We start from the raw sequence: 19,061 nt of genomic DNA on the forward strand, positions 1-19,061 counted from the left end.
TCATTATCCCCTCAACCTGGTGAAATGAAACCACTCGAACAGCTAAAGGCCATGCTTGGCAAAACTTACGAAAACGAAGACGGCGAAGAATATTCCATTGAGTTGCAACCGGGGCTATCCGATGAAGAAATCAATGCGCTCAGGCAACGTTTGCCAGGTAATTTTATACCCGCGGAAATCGAGGAGCTGCTGCGTTTTGCGGGAGGTTTCGAATTTTATGCAATGGAAGAAGGGCGGTTCGATTCATTGGAATTTGGGATGGAGGACCTGTTTCCTCATGCTATCCAGCTTTGCGGCGATGGTTTTGGAAACTTCTGGATCGTGGACATTAATGCTTCGGGAGAATGGGGGCCGGTGTATTATGTTTGCCACGACCCCGCCGTTCTCGTTAAACATTCAAACAACCTCGCCGAATTTATCGCACACCTGGACGAATACGGAAGATTACTCGAAAAATCCCACCTGGACCAGGTCCATGAGAAAATCGTTTTTGATATCTGGGAAACGAAAAATGGCATCATGGAACAATATGAAAAAGATCCCGGCTTCCCGCCGGAATTTATCCGAACGCTGCCCAAACTTTTCATGATCGCGGATCTTACCAATGCACCCAATGGAGCCGGTTTTGCATGGGGGAAATATGGGCCTAACACGAGGATCATCCGGTTTGAGGACAAACCCGTATGGGTGGTTGAAAAGAAAGTAAAACAAGGGTTCCTGCACTGGTTATTTCACCGGCAAAAGTAATTCCGGCCCGTGCATTAAACTCGCCAAAGCCACGCCCCGCGAATCTCCCACGTATGCAAACCAATGATCGCTGCCGGCGGGAATTTCAGCAACATATTTTTTCCCGGATTTTTGCGCGGGCACTGCAGTCCATTTTTTGTGCTGCCAGTCCGCCGACGGAGCGGCACAGTACAACATCACCGAATCAACGGTAATTCCTTTCGGCATTCGCACCGTTATTGTTACGTGCTTTTTTCCCGGCTTCGCTTCCACTTTTCCGAAGGGTTGCCCTTTTCCTTTGAGATAATAATCAAAATATAATTCCTGCATTTTCCCGCCGCCTGGGATCTGTTTGTGGTTGATGTTCGGGCCCCAGACGAGGTTCTTCTCTCCCTTTATCCGCCCGAGCGTGGCCATCACGGCTTCCGGCCAGAAGTAGGTGTCGTTGGAAGCGGCTTCCATAAAAAAGGGCGCTTTGATGTTTTTGGCGCGCCTGCCCGCATCGAAATATTGCAGCCAGGTTTTACGGTCGGCCTCCGGCAGTTGCGCGATGATCTCTTTCCAGAAAGAACCCAGGTCGTAGAAACCGCTGCCGAACACGGAATACGCGGCCTGTACTTTATTCCCGAGCAAGCCGGTCAGCATGGTGGTGGAATAACCGCCCCAGGAAAATCCCGTGATGCCCATGTGTTTTACATCCACATCCGGGCGGGAACGCAGCAGGTTGAAGGCTTCCAGCCCGGCGACGATCGCGTCCGCAAGCGTGCTGCTTTCAGGGCCGTTAGCCAGGTCGAAACGCGGGGCTTCGCCATTGGGCCGCGATTTCCAGGGACCGGTGGAATGGGGCGTTTTCCCATTGCCGCAAATGCCCGGCAGATCGGGCGCCAACGCCACATAACCACGCCGCGCATAATCCTGTACGCGGCCCAGCATATCTTCCGCGCGGCTGCCGCCGCCATGCAGGAAAAGCATGCCGGGATATTTGCCTTCACGCGCGGGGAAAGCCATCACGGCGTAAACCGTATTGGCCCCGTTCCGCGATGTAAAAGTGATCTTGCGTGTTACGATCGCTTCGGCGCCTTCGCCGGTAAGCGTATCGCCGATCACCGAAACAATTTCCGGAACGCTCGAAAGATAAGCCCTGAAAGGGTCCTGCGCGCTGACGGGCACGAACCACAACAGCTGCAGGAAAAAAATGATCCGTTTCATTATTTGCCGTTTCCTTGTTCTGAATGTTGTAATACCTTACCGGCTTTGGGATGACTGATAAACACTCCTGCTCCGCCGTTATATTGCGTGATATTTTTTTCCAGCGTAAAGTTCTTCACGCCGTCCATCAGCGCGTCCAGCCGGAGGCCGTTTTCGTCGTTGCCTTCTGAAAGATTATTTCGAAAGCGCACGTTGCTGCTTTCGGTGCAGCGGATGCCGGAAAGTTTGTTCCTCGCCGTTTCATTTCCTTCCACCCCCGCATTCGTACAAAAAGACAGATCTATGCCGCTGCCCCAGGGCGATGTATCGAAACGGCTGTTTTTCACCGAAACGCCCTGTACGTGAGAGAGATGAAGGTTATGGTGAAAACCCGCGCCAGGCACAACAGACGAGCCGTTGTCGCTGAAGTCGCATTCTTCCACCGTTACATTTTCAGCCCCGCGAACGGACACGCCGTTTTTGGTAAAGTTCTGCACCGTGAGCCTCACAAAACGGATGTTCCGCATCTGCCCCGCGCGATCGGACATAAACAAAATGCCTTCGCGGCTGGGAGCGTTCATGTAGGAACGATTGCGCCTGTCCGCATTCGGATCGTTGTTCGTCACCGGGCTCACCGCCCCTTCGATCAGCAGGTCGCGGATAGTAACGTCGTGCATCGTGGAATCGGCATTCACGATCGTTTTTGTGCGTTGTTCAGGTGAAAGTATGAGGATGGACCTGTTTCCTTTTCCCGCAAGCGTTACGCCGCCGGGCATTTTTAAAGGCGCTTTCAAAATATGAACGCCCGTGTCCAGCACTACCCATTTTCCTGTGCCAGCCGCCGCATCCAGCGCCTGTTGTATGTTTCCGCCCGGAGTTATCACCACCGAAGATGCAGGCGCTTCTTCAACAGCCTTTTCCAGCGCGCCGCGCAAAGGCGCATAAGGAAGAAATGCCGTTTTCACGGGCTTCGTTTTCAACGGCGCGCGGATGCCCATCAGCACGTCCACCGCGGAATCCCGGCGTGTATGCTCATCCAGCACTCTTTTTGTGAAAGGCATTTCCAGCCCTTTTACTTCGTGGTAATGATGATAGATACTTTCGTAAATATCGCGGTAATGCTCTTTTGCGCGGTGCGACAACACGCCGTACACAGGAATTTCGCCACCGAGCATAAACTTCGCGGTGTATTCGTAACCCAGCGCCAGCCGGTTGTTTGCGGCGCCGTAAAAATCCTCTCCCTGCGTCCACGCCACCTGCGCGGCTTTGGCGAACTCGCCGATGCCCAGCTGCACGTGGCCCCAGTCGCGCGTCGTTTCCTGCACCTGGCCGTTGGAATAGATATATTTCGTGATGCCCGAATTGCCCGGGCCGCGATAAAATCTTTCCACCGCCGAATTAAATATCTCGCGATTGTCCGTAAACACACCGATGCACAGCAAAGTATTGATGATCGCGGCGTCCCAGTTGCCGTTGGCTTCCGTGAAGAAGTCTTTCACCGTGGGATAATACACCGTCAGCATCAGCCGTTTGAACTGTTCCATGTCTTCCTGTTTCCAGCCGGAATCGCTGTATTTCAGTATTTCCGCGGCATTCAGGAAATAATACGCGGTGAGCGCCACGCTGAGCTTGGCGTTGTTGTCGTCGAAATCCCAAAGCCGGTATGCCCAGGCGTTCAATATTTCGATCGCTTTAGCCGCGTACGCCTTGTTGCCGGTAATATACCACATCAAAGCATGATCGTACACCGCGTTGGCGCTCATCGAAAGCTCGCGCCCGCCGCTGCTGTTGGCCCCATACGGGCCGATGGAAATATGCGCGCGCGGAGAAGGCTTGAAATCCAGCGAAGTATTTTTCTGCAGCTTCGCATAAGCATTTTTCCAGGGTTCTTTGCCGGAAAGCACCTGCTGTTTCATGTAAGCAAGGTCTTCGCGCGTCTGCATCATACCCGGATGTACAAATTGCTGCGCCTGCAAACTCCCCGCCAGAAATGTTAAAACGATGGTCAGTATCTTTTTCATAACCTGATCTGTAATTATGGCCTGCTGGCCGGTTTCGCGCCGAAAGCGTAATTCGGCTCCGGCCCCATCACGATCTTCATTTCCCCGCCTTTCACGATGTCGCTGTGAAGGATAAAGCTTTTGTCGTATTTTTTTCCACGCATGTATACCGCCTGCACGTATTTGTTCTCCGCGCTGTTGTTGCTCACTGTCACTTTAAAATCCTTTCCGTCCGCCAGGTGGATCACCGCTTCGTCGAACATCGGGCTACCGATCACGTACGCGCCACCCGCCGGGAATACAGGATAGAAGCCAATGGAGGAAAAAATGTACCAGGCAGACATCTGCCCGCAATCCTCGTTGCCGATCACGCCGTCGGGTTTGTCGTGGTAAAATTCCGTCATGATCTGCCTCGCCCTTTCCGCCGTTTTCCACTGCTGCCCGCCATACGCGTAAAGGTATGCGATATGGTGGCTGGGCTCGTTGCCGTGCGCATATTGCCCGATGCCGCCGGTAAGGTCTATCAATGCCTGCGGATCAGGCTCCGGCTCGAGCGTGAAGAATGTATCGAGTTTGTTGAGAAACATTCTGTCCCCGCCCAGCATGTCTTTCAGCCCGTGTACATCCTGCGGCGCAAGCCAGAGGTATTGCCAGGAATTTCCTTCCGCATAATCCGACGCCCAGGGCCGGTAAGACTTCACCGGGTCAAAAACAGGGTTCCAGCTGCCGTCGGACATCTTGCCGCGGATGAACATCGCTTTCGGATCGTAATAGAGTTGATAGTTTTTCGCTCTTTTGGAAAAATACGCAGCGTCTTCCTTTTTGCCCATCGCCTTGGCCATCAGGGCCACGCTGCCGTCGCCGATGGCGTATTCCAGCGCGCGGGCCACGGGGCGGAACACCTTCACGTCTGAAGGGATCGGTTTAAAATCGCGCACATAACCCAGGCCCAGTGTGTCAGACATCAAAGTGGCGCGGATCGCTTTCCAGGCGCGCTCCGCATCAAATCCCCTGAATCCTTTCAGGTACGCTTCCGCGATCACCTGCACGCTGCTGATGCCAACCATAGTCCCGGTTTCCCAGCCCATCAAATGCCAGATCGGCAACTTTCCCTGCTGATCGTAGATGGCCAGCATTGAATTGACCATATCGTTCACGCGCTGCGGCTGCGTAAGCGCGTACAGCGGATGCACGGCCCGGTACGTATCCCAGAGCGAAAACACGGAATAATGATCGAAGCCCGCTTTGGTCACCACTTTTTTGTCCGCGCCGCGGTAACTTTTGTCATGGTCGTTGAACAGGCTCGGGTTGATCATCGTATGATACAACGCCGTATAAAAAATGCGTTTATGCGCTTCGTTATTGGTTTTGATGCTGATGGCGGATAATTCTTTCTCCCACAATTCATCGGCGCGCCGCGCAATGCCGTCGAAGTTCCAGCCGGGTATCTCCGCTTCGATGTTCGCCAGCGCATTATCCGCGCTTACCGGCGACAATCCCACCTTCAGCTCGAGCGTTGCGGGCGGCGTGTTAAAACTGATCAGGCCTTTGATGGACAAGCCCTGCGCTTTGTTTCCCTGCAGCAACGAATCTTCTTCGTACACGGCAAATTTGCCGATCGGTTTAGACAGCCTGATGGCGAAATACACGCGCTGGTCTTTCGCCCAGCCGCGCGAATAACGGTATCCTTTCAGCGTTACAGCGTCCGTTTGTTCGATGTAGGTATCGTAACTTTTGTCCTGCATGCCTTCTTTCAGGTCGATGATCACATGCGCGTCTTTTCCCTGCGGGAAACGGTAACGGTGATAACCCACGCGCTGCGTGGCCGTCAGCTCCGCGTCTATGCCATGATCTTCCAGCCTTACGGCATAATAGCCCGGCTTTACTTTTTCATGTTCGTGCACGTACTTCGATCCGTAACCTTTCCGGTAGGTTTCCTGTTTGCTTTTTCCGGTGCGGATCTCGCCGGTGAAAGGCATCACGAGCACATCGCCGAGGTCGCCGATGCCGGTGCCGCTCAGGTGCAGGTGCGTAAACCCGATCAGCGTACTGTCCGTATAATTGTAGCCGGAAAGCCAGTCCCAGCCTTTGTAATAATTCATCGGCCCCGCCTGCACAGCCCCAAACGGCACGTTGGCACCCACAAACACGTGCCCGTGCCCGCCGGAACCGATGTAGGGATCTACATACCCCGTAAGCCGCTGCGCTTGCGCAACCGGGATCACAGCCAGCAGCAGCAGGCTTTTTAAGATCGATCTCAGAAACATATGCATGGTTTTATTTCCCCGGTTTTGCGGCGGGGATCTGTTCACGGAATGGCACTTCTTTACGCAGCATTTTCGCGGCATAGCCGGTGAGCTGCAGGTAGTGGTCAGACGGCTCGCCTGCGGCCAGCTGCACGAACGGGCTTTTGCCGACGGGCGGATCTTTGGATATTTTGAAGATGGCGGTCGCTTCGTCTACTTCGTCGAACATGGCCACATACAACATTTCAGCGCCCGCGCCGATGGCCCCGGAAATTTGCTTCCAGAAAAACGCACCGTTGTTGCGCGGGATCTGGTTGAGCGGGAAACGCGGGTACATGTTCGTCCAGCTGAAGCCGGGGAATACCACTGGCACGTAATCCACTTTATTTTCGCGGCACCAGGCAATGTCTCCTTTTATTTGCTGCAAATAGTTCGCATATTCTTCTTCATTTTTAAACCGCCCCACTGCCCATGGATGCACGATATCCGCGCGTCTGAGCACGTCGTGCAGGTGCGGGTCGCTGGCGGCGTCTTTCGCAAGATCGCGCCAGTACGCCGGAACGCCCAGCAGCACGGCGCATCCGCCATACACGGGATCGTTCTGTAAAAAGTCCATCAGCCTTTCGATGCTCCGCAGCGTGTAGTTTCTACCAGCGAAACCTACGCCCCATAAAGCTACCAGCGGTTTGCCGTTGTGATAAAGATAAGTTTGTTTGTTGCCGCCGTCCGTCATGTGCAGACTGTCTACCAGATTCTTCCAGTCGTCGATCAGCATCGGCACATCCACGCTGTCGCGCATCCCGGAAAGGTCGTACATCACGGCAATAGCGCGGTTGTACTTTTTGGATGCGTCCAGCGCATGATGCATCACGCGGTTGTTGTGATGCCGGTTGGCGCCGCCTCTTACCTGGCCTACGAAACGTTGCACAAATACGCCGTCTACCCCGTATTCCTTCATCCATTTGAAATGAAGGTCTGTGGTAGATGCATCGTAGGAACTGAAAACGTTGGCGGGACTGCCATCCGCGCGAACGAACGGCGTTTTATAGGTCTTTTCGTATTCTTTTGTTTCCGGCCAGAGGTCTACTTTGATATTCCCAGGCTCCAGCCGGCCTTTGGCCACCCAATGGTTCCAGTTGCGGCCGGCGCCGTCTTCCGGCGTGTTGAACCAGCCCTGGTACCCTGCCATCACGAGGCCTTTATAACTTTTGTAGTAGGACGTTTTGCTGTGTTTCTGCTGCGAGAAAGCGCTGCCGCATAAGCATAACATTGCCAGCAGCATGCCGCTTCCTTTTTGAAAAGTGCTCATCATGCCTGATTCCGTTTAAATAAAATGAAAAGAAAACCGGGGCGGGCCCACGAAAACCCGGCCCCGGCACAAGCGTTATCACGGTGCAACCGTGACAGTGCTGATAGTAGTGTAGTTGTATTTTTTGAAGCTGTCGTTCACACGTACGCCCACCCTCACGTAATAAGTGGTGGCATATTTCATCGGCGCAGTGGAAGTGATCGTTACGTCGGTAGCTTCTTTGCCGGGCGCGGCCTGCGCTGCGCCCACGATGGTATTGTCCCAGTTATTGTTGCCCACGTATTGCGTGGTGGAAATGAACAGCTGGTAATCCAGCAAAGCGGGCTGCGTTTTGCCAGGAGGCGCCGCGTTGCGGGTAAAACGGAATGTAGCGGTCACTTTTTTGTCCGCGGTAACGGAAGGCGGCGTCACCCATTCCACGTTGATGTAGGGCACCACGGTGAAATCCACGCGGGTGCTGGCGCCGGAGTGAAGGTCAACGATCTTCATGTCCGCGCTGTCGATGGGATAAAAAGGCCCGTCTACCGGCGCAACGCGGTATTGACCGGGGAAAAGTTTGTTATTGCTAAAACTGCCGTCCTGCCGGAAGTTAAGGAACATCGGGATGGGCGTGGCGCTCCAGCTCAGTTCGTCGAGCTTGAGGCGTACGCTGCCGCCGCCCTGCTCCAGCTGCATGCCGGCCTTGCCATCGCTCAAAGTACCTTCCAGCGTGGCGTCGGGCATGGCATAGTTGTCTTTTTTGCAGGCCGCGCCGGATACGATGGCGGCAAAACATAACAGGCTATAAAATATCTTTCTCATTACGCTTGTTTTAAAATCCATTAATAAAGGGCATTCTGCACCAGCTTCGGGTTCTTCGTCAGTTCGCCGCCCGGTATCGGTTCGTAATACATCCTTACCTGGAAAGTGAATGCGGAGTTCCGCTCATCGAAACGGCAGTCGAAAATGTATTTTCCTTCCACGTAATCGATCGTAACGGGGTCCGCGCCTTTGGCGAACAGGAAAGGATTGCATTTGCGCCATGTCCTGGCGTTCACTTCCTGGTCGAAGGTTCTCCAGCGTTTCATGTCCCAGTACAATTTATTTTCAAACGCCAGCTCTTTTCTCCTTTCGATGCGGATGATCTGCAGGCCGCGGTTGGGCGCGAGCACATAACCGCCCTGCTCTTTGGGAACGGATGCTCCTGCTGAAAGATCTGCGGGCGTAGCAAGCATTTCCGCTCCCGCTCTTTCGCGGATGGCGTTGATGGCATTAAATGCATCCTGCTGAAGATCTACTCCCGGCACGGAACCGCCGTTCTGCGCCAGTTCCAGCGCGGCTTCGGCGCGGTTCAGCAATACTTCGGCATACCGCATGTCTATCCACGACTGGGTGGAACGGTGCAAGGCCGTAGCCGCTGAAGGCAGCGCGGGGTCCATGTATTTCCTGCCGCAGAAGCCGGTTACCGTAGCGCCGTTGGTGGAAGTCGGACCGTCCAGCCCGCCGGGATATATTTTTTCACCGGAAGTAAGCGTGATAGCCACCTGGCCCGTAGGTTTCCAGTCGCTGGATTCTTTCACATGATCTTTGTACCACTGCAAACGCGAGTACGCAGTTTTTTCTTCATCAGGATAAAATTTATTGATGGGCACCGCCGGGTCAACCGATTCGATGAACGTGCCCCGGCGGATGTCCACAAACCCGTCTTTGAATTTCTGTCCGGGCAGCAGCACCGTGCCTCTCAGCCTCGGTTCGCAATCCGCCCACAGTTCGCCGACATTGTTGAATACTTTGTAAGTACCGTCCGCATTCAGCGTGTTCAGCTGACCTTTGGCGTTTTTCGGCAGGCCGTCGAACAGCTCCACGTAATCGAGCGTGGGACAAAAACGGTCGCCGTAAGTGGAGGTCAGGTGCGGGGGCGCGTTCACCGCATCCCAGCTGTGCACTGCTTCGGGATAGGAATAACCTTTGCTGAAAATGGTTTCCGGGCTGGATTTGTCCAGGAACAGATCGGCGTAGTTGTCTGCCGTGGCGATCTTGTCGGTGGCAGACCATTTCTTTTTATACAAACTGTACACGCCTTCCACGCTTTTTGCAGCGTCGTAGGCGGCTTTAAAATAATCGTTCGCTTTGGCGGCCGGAATGCCCGTTATCATTACGCCGTTAGGCGCGTAGGGTGTGCCGTAGCGGGCGATGGAACCGGCGAACAGCATCACGCGCGATTTGAACGCGGCGGCGATGTTTTTGTTCGCGCGGCCGGAATTTTCACTCGCCGGCCCCATGTTCTCCATCGCGTAGTCGAGGTCTTCACCGATAAAATCGTAACATTCCTCTTCGCTGCTGCGCGGCACCTGCAGCGGGGCTACGTCTCCGCCGTTAAATTCCTGCACTTCCGTTACGATGGGCACGCCCCCGTACCGTTTTACCAGCGCGAAATAAGTGTATGCGCGGATGAAGTGCGCCTCTCCCACCCAACGTTTCACATTGTCCGGGCTCAGCACGCCGCCGTATTTGGGCAGGTTGGTAATGAGGTTGTTTGCCTGGCGGATCACGCCGTAAGCCTCGCCCCAGTAGCCTCTCGCGGGATCGGTAAAACCGCCGTTGTTGCGGTTGGCGTTTTCGCCGGTGTTGATGGAAAGACTGTTGATGATGTTCCAGGTGTTGAAACCTTGCGTGCCTTCCACCGTACTGTATTTAAAATCCTCGATGGGCATGCGGCTGTACAACGCGGCCATATAGGCCATTACGCCGGCATCGTTGGTAAACACGTCCTGGTCTTGCAGCACGTTCACGGGCGGAATATCCAGCTTGACGCAGTTGAAACTTGCGCCGCAAAGCAGGAAAACAGCGATATATTTTAATTTCTTCATAGTTGCAGAATTTATTAGAATCGAATACTGGCGCCGAAATTCACCGTTTTGTTCAGCGGGTACAGGTACCCGTAAAGGTCGGTGGGATGTTCGGGGTCAATTCCTATGGCTTTAGTGAACGTGAGCATGTTGTACCCGTTTACATACACCCGCAGGTCCTGTATGCCGACTTTATTGATCCAGCGCGCGGGCAGGGAATAACCCAGCTCCACGGTTTTCAGGCGCAGGTAATTGCAGTTCTGGATGCCGCGCTCGGAGTTGATGTCGTACACGGTGCCGGTGTATGCATTGCGGCCGGGTATCCATTTCGTGGAAGGATTGTAAGGGTCCATGGTCGGGTCTTCCGGGTGCCAGCGGTCCATGAAAAAGTCGAGCGCGTTTTGGGAAATGGTCTGGTACATTTCGCCGAATGCCGCGTAAGACATGGCGCCGCCCTGCCAGAGCAGGTTCAGGTCGAAACCTTTGTATTCCGCGCCCATCGTAAGACCGAAGGTCATCAGCGGGTAGCTGTCCTTATCCCTGAAATCGCCCGCCGTCGGGTTTACCGTGGTGGCAATCGGGTGACGGTCCATATCGTCTATCACGCCGTCGCCGTTCCAGTCTTCGTAAATGTAATCGCCGGGCAGCACGGAGCGGCCGGTATACACAGGGTATTTCGCGATCTCGTCGTAAGAGGAATATTGCCCGTTATACCCCCAGCCAAACCACACGTCGTTGTAACGGTTGGTGTAGTTGTTCCGCCAGTTGGAATAAGAGTTGCCATCTCTCGCGCGCTCGATATACTTGCGCATGGCGCGTGTAAGAGCGATGTTGCCGCTGAGGTTGTACCGGAAATCGCGGCCGATGGTATTGTTGTGGGTCAGCATCAGCTCAAACCCTTTGTTCATATCGCTGTTCAGGTTTTCCTGCGGCAGGTTGGCGCCGAAAGTGCCGGGCAGGGACAGCAGCCTGTTTGCCAGCAAACCTTCGCGGTCGCGGCGGAACACGTCTACCGTTACGCCCAGCAGGCCTTTCCAGAAATTCGCGTCGAGGCCGAGGTTGAGCGTGCGTACTTTATACCAGGTGATGTTCATGTTGGGCGAGTTCCGGAAGCCGAGGGAGCTTACCCATTTGTCGCCGAACAGGTAACCCGCGGCCAGCGCCTGTGAATTGCCGCCGCTGGCGGGATAATCGTAACCGGAAATGAACTGGAAGGAAGAAGCGCCGTCGTCGCCCATTTCACCGTACGACCCGCGGATCTTGAGGTTGTCGATAAAGGCGAGCGATTGGTTGCCTTTCATGAATGCTTCTTCGGAAATACGCCAGCCTGCGGACACAGCGGGGAAAAAGCCCCATTGTTTGCCCGGCGGGAAGCGGGAAGAACCGTCGTAACGGAAGCTGAAATCCAGCAGGTATTTGGAATTGAAATCGTAGTGCACTTTACCCACCAGGCCGCGGTTCGCGTTTTTGAACACGCTGCCCGTGTTGTTGTTGCCGATCTGGTTGGCGGAGTTGCCCGCAAACAGGTACGGCAGCGGGATGGTCAGCTCGCGCTGCGCGAAAAAGCTGTCGCCCGTGCCTTCGCTTTCTTCATACAAAGCCAGCACAGACATATTATGCAATCTCGCGAAGGTACGGTTGTAGTTCAGCGAAAACTGCATCAGCGTGCCGGGCAGCACCGCGTAGCTCCTGTTGAGCGTATTCGGTATCTGGTATTTGTACGGTACGTAAATATCGCCGGCTTCGTTGTATTCGTATACGGAAAATTCTTTCTGGTAATTGGTATTGTCGTTGATGGTAGCGTCGTAGCTGAACATGCCTTTCGCCACCAGTCCGTCGATATACGGCACTTTATACTCGAGCGAGAAAGTGCTCATGAACGTTTTGGAATTGCGTTTCTTGAAGCCGGACACCAGGTCGTCTGCAATTGCGCCCGGGTGATAGTCGGCGAGGTTGTGATAGAGATATTTCGGATCGTTGTTCGCGTAATACGGATCGTCAGGGTGCGAGCGCCAGAGGTTTTTGAAGATCTCCCAGGAATCGCGGTACGGGCTGTCTTTCTGATCGAGAATGGCGTTGAGGCGCAGCGACGCCGTAAGCCGGTCCGTGATCTGCGCGTTGAGGTTGGAGCGCAGGTTGTAGCGTTTGTATTTAAGACTGTTGCTTTTCCAGAAGCCGCCCTGCTCGGTGTAGCCGAGATTCACGAAATAGTCCATTTTTTTACCCGCGTTGCCGTTCACACTCAGGTTGTGGTATTGCTGCGGGGCGTAATCGCGCATCACTTCGCCGTACCAGTCGGTGCTTTGTTTGGTGCCGTCGCGGTAAGGCGCAATGATGTCTTCGGGGAACACCCAGGTAGGACTGTTGATGTTGTGCATGCTCTGCTCGTTGAAGATCGTGAAACGGTCTACGGCATCGAGCGGGCTGGGCAGGCCGGAAGGTTTCTGCAGGCCGTAGTACATCGAATAATCGATGCGGGCTTTGCCGCTGGTGCCGCCGCTTTTGGTGGTAATGAGCACTACGCCGTTGGCCGCGCGCACGCCGTACACCGCCGCGGAAGCGTCTTTCAGCACGGAGATGCTTTCGATCTCGTTCGGGTCCAGCCGCTGGATGTTGCCGCGCGGAACGCCGTCAATTACGATCAGCGGCGCGCCGAAGCCGCGGATATCGAACTGGTTGGTGAAGTCCCCCGGCTCGGAAGTATTCTGGATCACACGCAGGCCTGGCACTTTACCGGTCAGCATGTTCTGCACGTTCTGGTTTTTGGTGGTCACGATCTCTTTGTTGGATACGGTGGCCACGGCGCCGGTGAGCGTTACTTTCTGCTGCTGGCCGTAACCTACCACCACCACTTCGTTGAGGCTTTTATTGTCTTCTTTCAGCACAATGTCCAGCGGCGCGGCGGAGGTTACCTGCACTTCCTGGGAAACGAAGCCCATGAAGGAGATCACCAGCGTAACGTTGGCGGAAGGCGCGGTGATGGAAAAGTTGCCGTCGCCGTTGGTGAGCGCGCCGTTGGAAGTGCCTTTCACCTGCACGGTTACGCCGGGCAGGGGCTCGCCTTTTTCACTCGTAACCTTACCGGTGATCTTTACCGGCGGCGCCGGGGAAGAAGACGAAGGCACCGCGCGGTCTGGCTTCCGCACGATGAACACCGTTTTCTGTTTGATGAAATATTCGAGCGGCTGGTCTTTGAAGCAGCTCTCCAGCAGGGCTTCCACGGTGCCCTGCGAAACGTTTACGGTAACGGGTTTCGCATTTTCGAGAATCGCTGCGTCGTAAAAGAATACGTACCCCGCCTGTTTTTCGATGGCGGTGAATACTTTTTTCAGAGGCACGTCCTTACCGGAATAAGTGACCTGCTGCGAGAACCCGGTGGCACTTACCTGCAAAGAAGCGGCGGTAAGCAGAAGAAAGGATAATCTCATAATCTCCCAGAGTTTACTTCGCTTGTGAAGCATTTTGGTTGTTCCAACGAAAAGGCCGGCGATCCGTTTGATACACTGGAATAGCGCACCGGCTTCGTTTTGGCACAAAGCAGTTAATTTCATAACTTCGATTTGGGTGATAAAAATGTGTTTTGCGACTTTTTTTACGCCTTTCAGGCCCTGTATGCTGAGAACATACAAGGTCCGTCCGCCTCGCTGAAACGGGGCGGATTTTTGTATAAGGCCTGCTTTAAAAAACTGGATTACTGATTCATAACTGGATTTTAGATCGGTTTCTGTAATGAAGTGGAATGTCTATTGTATCGTTATTGTCTCACTATGATCTTCCGGCCTTCGATCCTGAACTGCACGTTGTTTTTCCGCAATGCGTCCAGCACGTCCGCCAGGTTCAGTTCCCTTTGTATTTTTCCCTCGAATACTGCGTTGCTGTTGCCGCCTTCGTAAGCCACTTCCACATCGTACCAGCGGCTCAGCTGCCGCATTACGGCGCGCAGGTCGGCGTTTTTGAAGCTGAACATGCCCTCTTTCCAGGCAACCGCCTCTCCCGTATCTACTTCCTTCACCTGCACGGCACCGCCGCTGTTGCCATAGATTACCGTGCCCTGCTGGCCGGGTTTTAATATGTTTTGTTTCCCAAACACCGCCACGCTCACCTTGCCTTCGAGCAAAGTGGTGCGGATGTTCGATTCGTCTTCATACGCGTTTACGTTGAAGTGCGTGCCCAGCACGTTGATCTCCGTCGATTTATTGATCTGTACCGTAAAGGGCCTTTTTTCGTCTTTCGCCACTTCGAAATACGCTTCCCCGGTGATCTCCACCCTTCTTTCGCTGCCACCAAAAACGGCCGGGTAACGAATGGAAGACGCCGCGTTGAGCCACACCTGCGTGCCGTCGCTGAGCGCAATGCGGTACTGCCCGCCGCGCGGCGTGGCGATCGTGTTGTACACGCTGGCGGAAACTTCACCGCCATCGCCGACATAAGCCAGCTGGCCGTTCCCGAGCTTCACCACGTTAGTGCCGCCCTGCTGCGCCAGCGTACCGTCCGCCGCTTCGTCGAGCACGATGGTGGAACCGTTCGCCAGCGTAAGCACGGCTTTGTTTCCACCAGGGCGTATTTCGTGATGAACCGTGTCTGCCGCGGGTTTCAGCGATACGATCTGCCGCGGCTGGCGGTTGAACAGGTACGCTCCCGCGCTGAGCAACGCCAGCAAAACGGCCGCGGCCGCCCACCAGCGCGTACGCGTGCGCACAGGGCGCATTTCCCCCTCCATATCGCCGATCCGCTCCCTGATCCGCTCAAACAAAACGGTATCGGCTTCGCCGGGAACGCCGCGCTGCTCCACGATCTGCGCATACCGCTCCGTTACGGCGGTGAACTCCCGCCCGTCCAGCGATTGCAAAAGTTCCGACAGTTCGCGCTGCTCAGCGGCGGTCAATCCGCCGGATGCATATTTGTCCAGTAACTGGTAGATTTTTTCCTGGCTCATAACCTTGCTTGCTAATAAGACTGCCCGAAAAAGAGAAAGCACACCTTTTGCCGAAAAAAAAATTTCAGCCGGGGTCAGAGGTTGTGTAAAATATTGAAAATGAGGATAATGCTGCCGATCTTCAGGTCGGCGTGCGTGCTGAGGCAGGCTTTGAGATACCAGGTGGCCTCGTACAGCTGCTTTTTAACGGCGAACTTGGTGATGTTGAGCTCGGCGGCGATCTCGTCGAGGGAAAGGCCCTGCTCGTTGCGGAGGATGAAAATGCGGCGTTTCTGTTTGGGAAGGCGGTTGATAAGGGCGCGCGCGATGCGGTGATATTCCCGCAGCTGGAGATTTTCCTGCACGTCAGAATGCGCTTCGGATTGCTGCAATTGGAGCGTTTCGATCGCTTTGCGCTGCTGCGCCTGTTGTGTGCGTAGGTCAGACAGGCGGTTGCGCGCCATGGTAAAAAGGTATGCCTGCAGCGAAACGATATTCACAAGCGTTTCCTTGCGCAGCCAGAGTTTGATAAAAATATCCTGCACTACTTCATGGGTATCGGGCAGCGAAAAACCAGTGAGCGGATAAACGAAAAGATGCAGTTTCGGTTGGTAGATTTCATACAGGCTGGCGAACGCGGATTCATCACCAGCGGCCATCCGCCTGCACAACGCCGATTCTGATGAGTTACTGTTCATTTGGTTGAATATTGCGCCCTTCTGCAGGGCGGGCATATGTTTTGGTCACATGGAATTTTTTCAGGAACGGGTTCCTTGCGTTGTAAATCTAAATAAAAGGAATTGTCCAACCAAGCCTTTGCTAAATCCTTTTACCTAAATTACAGGAAACGTATCGCCGGGGCTCAAATTCATTGTTTTTATGAGCCGGTGTAATTTTTACACGTTAAATTCCCGGTCGTCATCCTATAAAAACCTTTTACCATGGACGCTTGCAAAACCGGCGGCGTCACGCAGCAGACATCACAAGCAACGGCATCGCCACCATATACGATCAATTTGCGCTGGAGAAAAGCGCCATTACCAGCGCCAACAGTTTCGACGTGGGCGGCGGGGTGTCTTTTTCGCTGGACCCGCTGAGCCTGGGCGTGGAAGCCCTGCACCGGAGCTACGTGGTGGAAGGCGATCTGCGGTCGCAGCGGGTGGTGGGTGTACTGAATTACCGGCTGGGGAAAGACCTGTACCTGATCGAAGATCCCGGCGCTTTTCGGGCTGAACTGGGGTTTTGGCAGCGAACGGCTGGCATTCCCGGAATAAGCGGCCGGAAACAAAAGCCGCCGCGGGCTTAGGGCTGGCGGCGACTTTCGTATTTCATTCCCTTTTTATATGACCGTTTTCCCCTTCAAATCTCGCATAAACGCACTATCTTCGCGCTTCGCCGGTGGTGACTTTTTTCTGCAAACAGCTGACAGTTACCGCTTTACAGCAACCGGCGGGATGTTCGGGAAACGGGCAGGGGAAAAGGCGGGAAATGATAATTTGTCCGCCCCTGCCTGTACGGTTTCTGCTAAAAAGGCAGGATTTCCCGCTCCGGGCCCCGTGGCACAATCTTCGCAGACTAGTGCTTCACAGCCATCAAAAAAGCTTTTTTATTCTGTGTTTTAATATATTAACAAAAAACAAATGGCAACCGTAACCAGAGAGAACATTGGTTTATTAAATGATAAGATCACTGTGAAAGTGAGCCAGGAAGATTACCTTCCCAATTTCGAGAAAGCAGTGAAGCATTTTTCAAAAAATGCGAACATCCCGGGATTCCGGAAAGGCCAGGTTCCTGCCGGCATGATCAAAAAAATGAGCGGCCAGGCCCTTTTCCAGGACGAGGTGCTGAAAACCGTTGAAAAAGAACTGATGGGTTACCTTCAGCAGGAAAAGCTGGAGATCTTCGCCCAGCCGCTGTCCCTGGATACAGAAGCCAAATCACTTGATTACGCACAACCTTCCGAATATAATTTCGAGTTCGAAGTGGGCCTGAAACCTTCTTTTGACGTAGACGCCCTGCTGGCTAAAACGGCGCTCACCCGCTACAACGTAACGGTAACCGACGAGATCGTGAACCAGGAAGTAGAACGCCTGCAGCTGAAAGGCGGCAAAATGTCCGAGCCCGAAACCATCACTTCAGAAAACAATGTGCTCAGCCTGGAATTCCGTGCATCAGACGCCAAAGGCAATGTAGCTGAAGACGCTGAGAAAAAGGAAAATTCCCTGCTGGTAAAATCCTTCTCCGAAGCCGCGCAGAAAGAGCTGCAGGGCAAAAAAGCCGGCGACACCCTCACGGTGCAGCTTTCCAAAGCCTTCGACAAAACGCAGGGCGAAGCGATCGTGAAAGACCTGGGCCTGGCAACCGATAAAGAAGCCCTGGACAAATACTTCCAGCTCACCATCACCAAAGTGGGGCTGATCGAAAAAAGAGAACTGAACGAAGAGTTCTTCAACGAAGTATATCCCGGCCAGGAGATCAAAACCGAAGAAGCATTCAGGGAAAAACTGAGAGAAGAGATCGGCAAGTACTGGAAGCAGGAAGCGACCAACCACATGCACAACGACCTTTTCGAGACCCTGGTGCACGAAACCCCCATCGAGCTTCCCAAAGATTTCCTCAAACGCTGGCTGCAGAAAGGCGGCGAAAAGCCGAAAACAGCCGAGGAAGCCGAGCACGAATACCCGAGCTTCGACCATCAGCTTCGCTGGACGCTCATCAGCGACAAACTGATCCGCGATAATTCACTGGAAGTATCCTTCGAGGAACTGAAAGAAAACGCCCGTGCGAAAATCATGGGTTACTACGGCCTTGGCGGCGAACAGGCAGAATGGATGGACAGCTACCTGGACCGCCTGCTGCAGGACGAGAAGTACGTAGACCAGACCTACCGCGAAATGATCACCCAGAAGCTGTTTGACTGGGCCGAAACAAAGGTGAACGTAAAAGAAGAGGAAATTTCTGCTGAAGAATTTGTTAAATTACCTCATAAACATCACCATCATGAACATTAATAACAACGAATTCAGGAAATATGCCATCCAGCACAGAGGGATCAGTAGCCTGGTTGTAGATAGTTACGCGCGCGCTCATCAGCATCAGATCAATTCGCTGACGCCGTACATCATCGAGGAGCGCCAACTCAACGTTACCCAGATGGACGTGTTTTCCCGCCTGATGGCAGACAGGATCATCTTCCTGGGCGACCCTATCAACGATTACGTAGCCAACGTGATCACCGCCCAGCTGCTGTTCCTGGAATCCGCCGATCGTAACAGGGACATCCAGATGTATATCAACAGCCCCGGCGGCTCCGTTTACGCGGGCCTGGGCATTTACGATACCATGCAGATCATCAGCCCCGAAGTGGCCACCATCTGCACCGGTATGGCCGCTTCCTTCGGCGCCGTGCTGCTCGTGGCAGGCTCCAAAGGCAAACGCACCGCGCTGAAACACGCACGCGTAATGATCCACCAGCCGCATGGCGGCGCCGAAGGCCAGACCTCCGATATCGAGATCACCGCGCGCGAATTCGTGAAACTCAAAAAAGAGCTCAACGAAATCATCGCCACGCACAGCGGCCAGTCCGTTAAACGCGTGGAAAAAGACGGCGACCGCGACTACTGGATGACCGCGGACGAAGCCAAGGAATATGGCATCATCGACGACGTTCTGGAAAAGAACCCGAAGAAAAAAGCAGCGGAAAATAATCCTCAATAATGCTGAAACGTCCCGCTCCGGCGGGACGTTTTTCTTTCATCCACCACCGGAAAACCCGGGGCCGTTTTTTCACCCTCCCCCCGAAAAAATGCTTAAATTTGTGGTTCCCGCAAGGGACACAGCATTCATATT

General features: G+C 54.0%; 13 protein-coding genes. 4 read left to right on the forward strand and 9 right to left on the reverse strand.

Annotation, left to right across the window (positions count from 1 at the left end; translation table 11 throughout):
• Positions 1-24: 24 nt before the first annotated feature.
• The gene (locus J7I43_RS09250) at positions 25-747 is read left to right on the forward strand and encodes an SMI1/KNR4 family protein (RefSeq protein ID WP_209145385.1); all 723 of its coding nucleotides are present in this window, start codon (positions 25-27) and stop codon (positions 745-747) included.
• Here the strand turns inward: J7I43_RS09250 and J7I43_RS09255 are convergent.
• From J7I43_RS09255 to J7I43_RS09295, 9 genes are all read right to left on the reverse strand, one after another.
• Positions 727-1,935, reverse strand: coding sequence for an alpha/beta hydrolase family protein (locus J7I43_RS09255; RefSeq protein WP_209145386.1), 1,209 nt, complete (start codon positions 1,933-1,935; stop codon positions 727-729). The two genes, J7I43_RS09250 and J7I43_RS09255, sit on opposite strands and share 21 nt — an antisense overlap.
• Entirely contained in the window at positions 1,935-3,935 is a 2,001-nt protein-coding gene (locus J7I43_RS09260; protein WP_209145387.1) for an alginate lyase family protein, read from the reverse strand. The genes J7I43_RS09255 and J7I43_RS09260 overlap by 1 nt, the downstream gene beginning before the upstream one ends.
• A 14-nt stretch (positions 3,936-3,949) precedes the next feature.
• Positions 3,950-6,181 carry a GH92 family glycosyl hydrolase gene (locus J7I43_RS09265; protein ID WP_209145388.1) on the reverse strand — a complete coding sequence of 744 codons (2,232 nt, stop codon included), beginning with the start codon at positions 6,179-6,181 and terminating at the stop codon, positions 3,950-3,952.
• A 10-nt stretch (positions 6,182-6,191) separates the two neighbouring features.
• Positions 6,192-7,472 (reverse strand): glycoside hydrolase family 71/99-like protein, encoded by a 1,281-nt coding sequence (locus tag J7I43_RS09270; protein WP_209145389.1) that lies wholly within the window; start codon positions 7,470-7,472, stop codon positions 6,192-6,194.
• 75 nt (positions 7,473-7,547) lie between these two features.
• Positions 7,548-8,270, reverse strand: a complete 723-nt coding sequence (locus J7I43_RS09275) for a DUF3823 domain-containing protein (RefSeq protein WP_209145390.1) — start codon at positions 8,268-8,270, stop codon at positions 7,548-7,550.
• A gap of 20 nt (positions 8,271-8,290) precedes the next feature.
• Positions 8,291-10,318 (reverse strand): RagB/SusD family nutrient uptake outer membrane protein, encoded by a 2,028-nt coding sequence (locus J7I43_RS09280; protein ID WP_209145391.1) that lies wholly within the window; start codon positions 10,316-10,318, stop codon positions 8,291-8,293.
• A gap of 14 nt (positions 10,319-10,332) precedes the next feature.
• Positions 10,333-13,725: a TonB-dependent receptor gene (locus tag J7I43_RS09285; protein ID WP_209145392.1), complete on the reverse strand. Its 3,393-nt coding sequence runs from the start codon at positions 13,723-13,725 to the stop codon at positions 10,333-10,335.
• Positions 13,726-14,051: 326 nt separating this feature from the next.
• Positions 14,052-15,233, reverse strand: a complete 1,182-nt coding sequence (locus J7I43_RS09290) for a FecR family protein (protein WP_209145393.1) — start codon at positions 15,231-15,233, stop codon at positions 14,052-14,054.
• Positions 15,234-15,307: 74 nt separating this feature from the next.
• Complete coding sequence (locus tag J7I43_RS09295) at positions 15,308-15,910, reverse strand: RNA polymerase sigma factor (RefSeq protein WP_209145394.1); 603 nt, start codon at positions 15,908-15,910, stop codon at positions 15,308-15,310.
• A 251-nt stretch (positions 15,911-16,161) separates the two neighbouring features.
• Here J7I43_RS09295 and J7I43_RS09300 point away from each other — a divergent pair, with 251 nt between their 5' ends.
• From J7I43_RS09300 to clpP, 3 genes are all read left to right on the forward strand, one after another.
• Positions 16,162-16,518 carry a hypothetical protein gene (locus tag J7I43_RS09300; RefSeq protein WP_209145395.1) on the forward strand — a complete coding sequence of 119 codons (357 nt, stop codon included), beginning with the start codon at positions 16,162-16,164 and terminating at the stop codon, positions 16,516-16,518.
• A gap of 334 nt (positions 16,519-16,852) precedes the next feature.
• Complete coding sequence (locus tag J7I43_RS09305) at positions 16,853-18,223, forward strand: trigger factor (RefSeq protein WP_209145396.1); 1,371 nt, start codon at positions 16,853-16,855, stop codon at positions 18,221-18,223.
• Positions 18,213-18,929, forward strand: a complete 717-nt coding sequence (clpP, locus tag J7I43_RS09310) for an ATP-dependent Clp endopeptidase proteolytic subunit ClpP (RefSeq protein WP_209145397.1) — start codon at positions 18,213-18,215, stop codon at positions 18,927-18,929. Before J7I43_RS09305 ends, clpP begins: the two co-directional genes overlap by 11 nt.
• Positions 18,930-19,061 lie beyond the last annotated feature (132 nt).

It is taken from the genome of Chitinophaga chungangae (genome assembly GCF_017742215.1).
Taxonomy (GTDB): Bacteria; Bacteroidota; Bacteroidia; order Chitinophagales; family Chitinophagaceae; genus Chitinophaga; species Chitinophaga chungangae.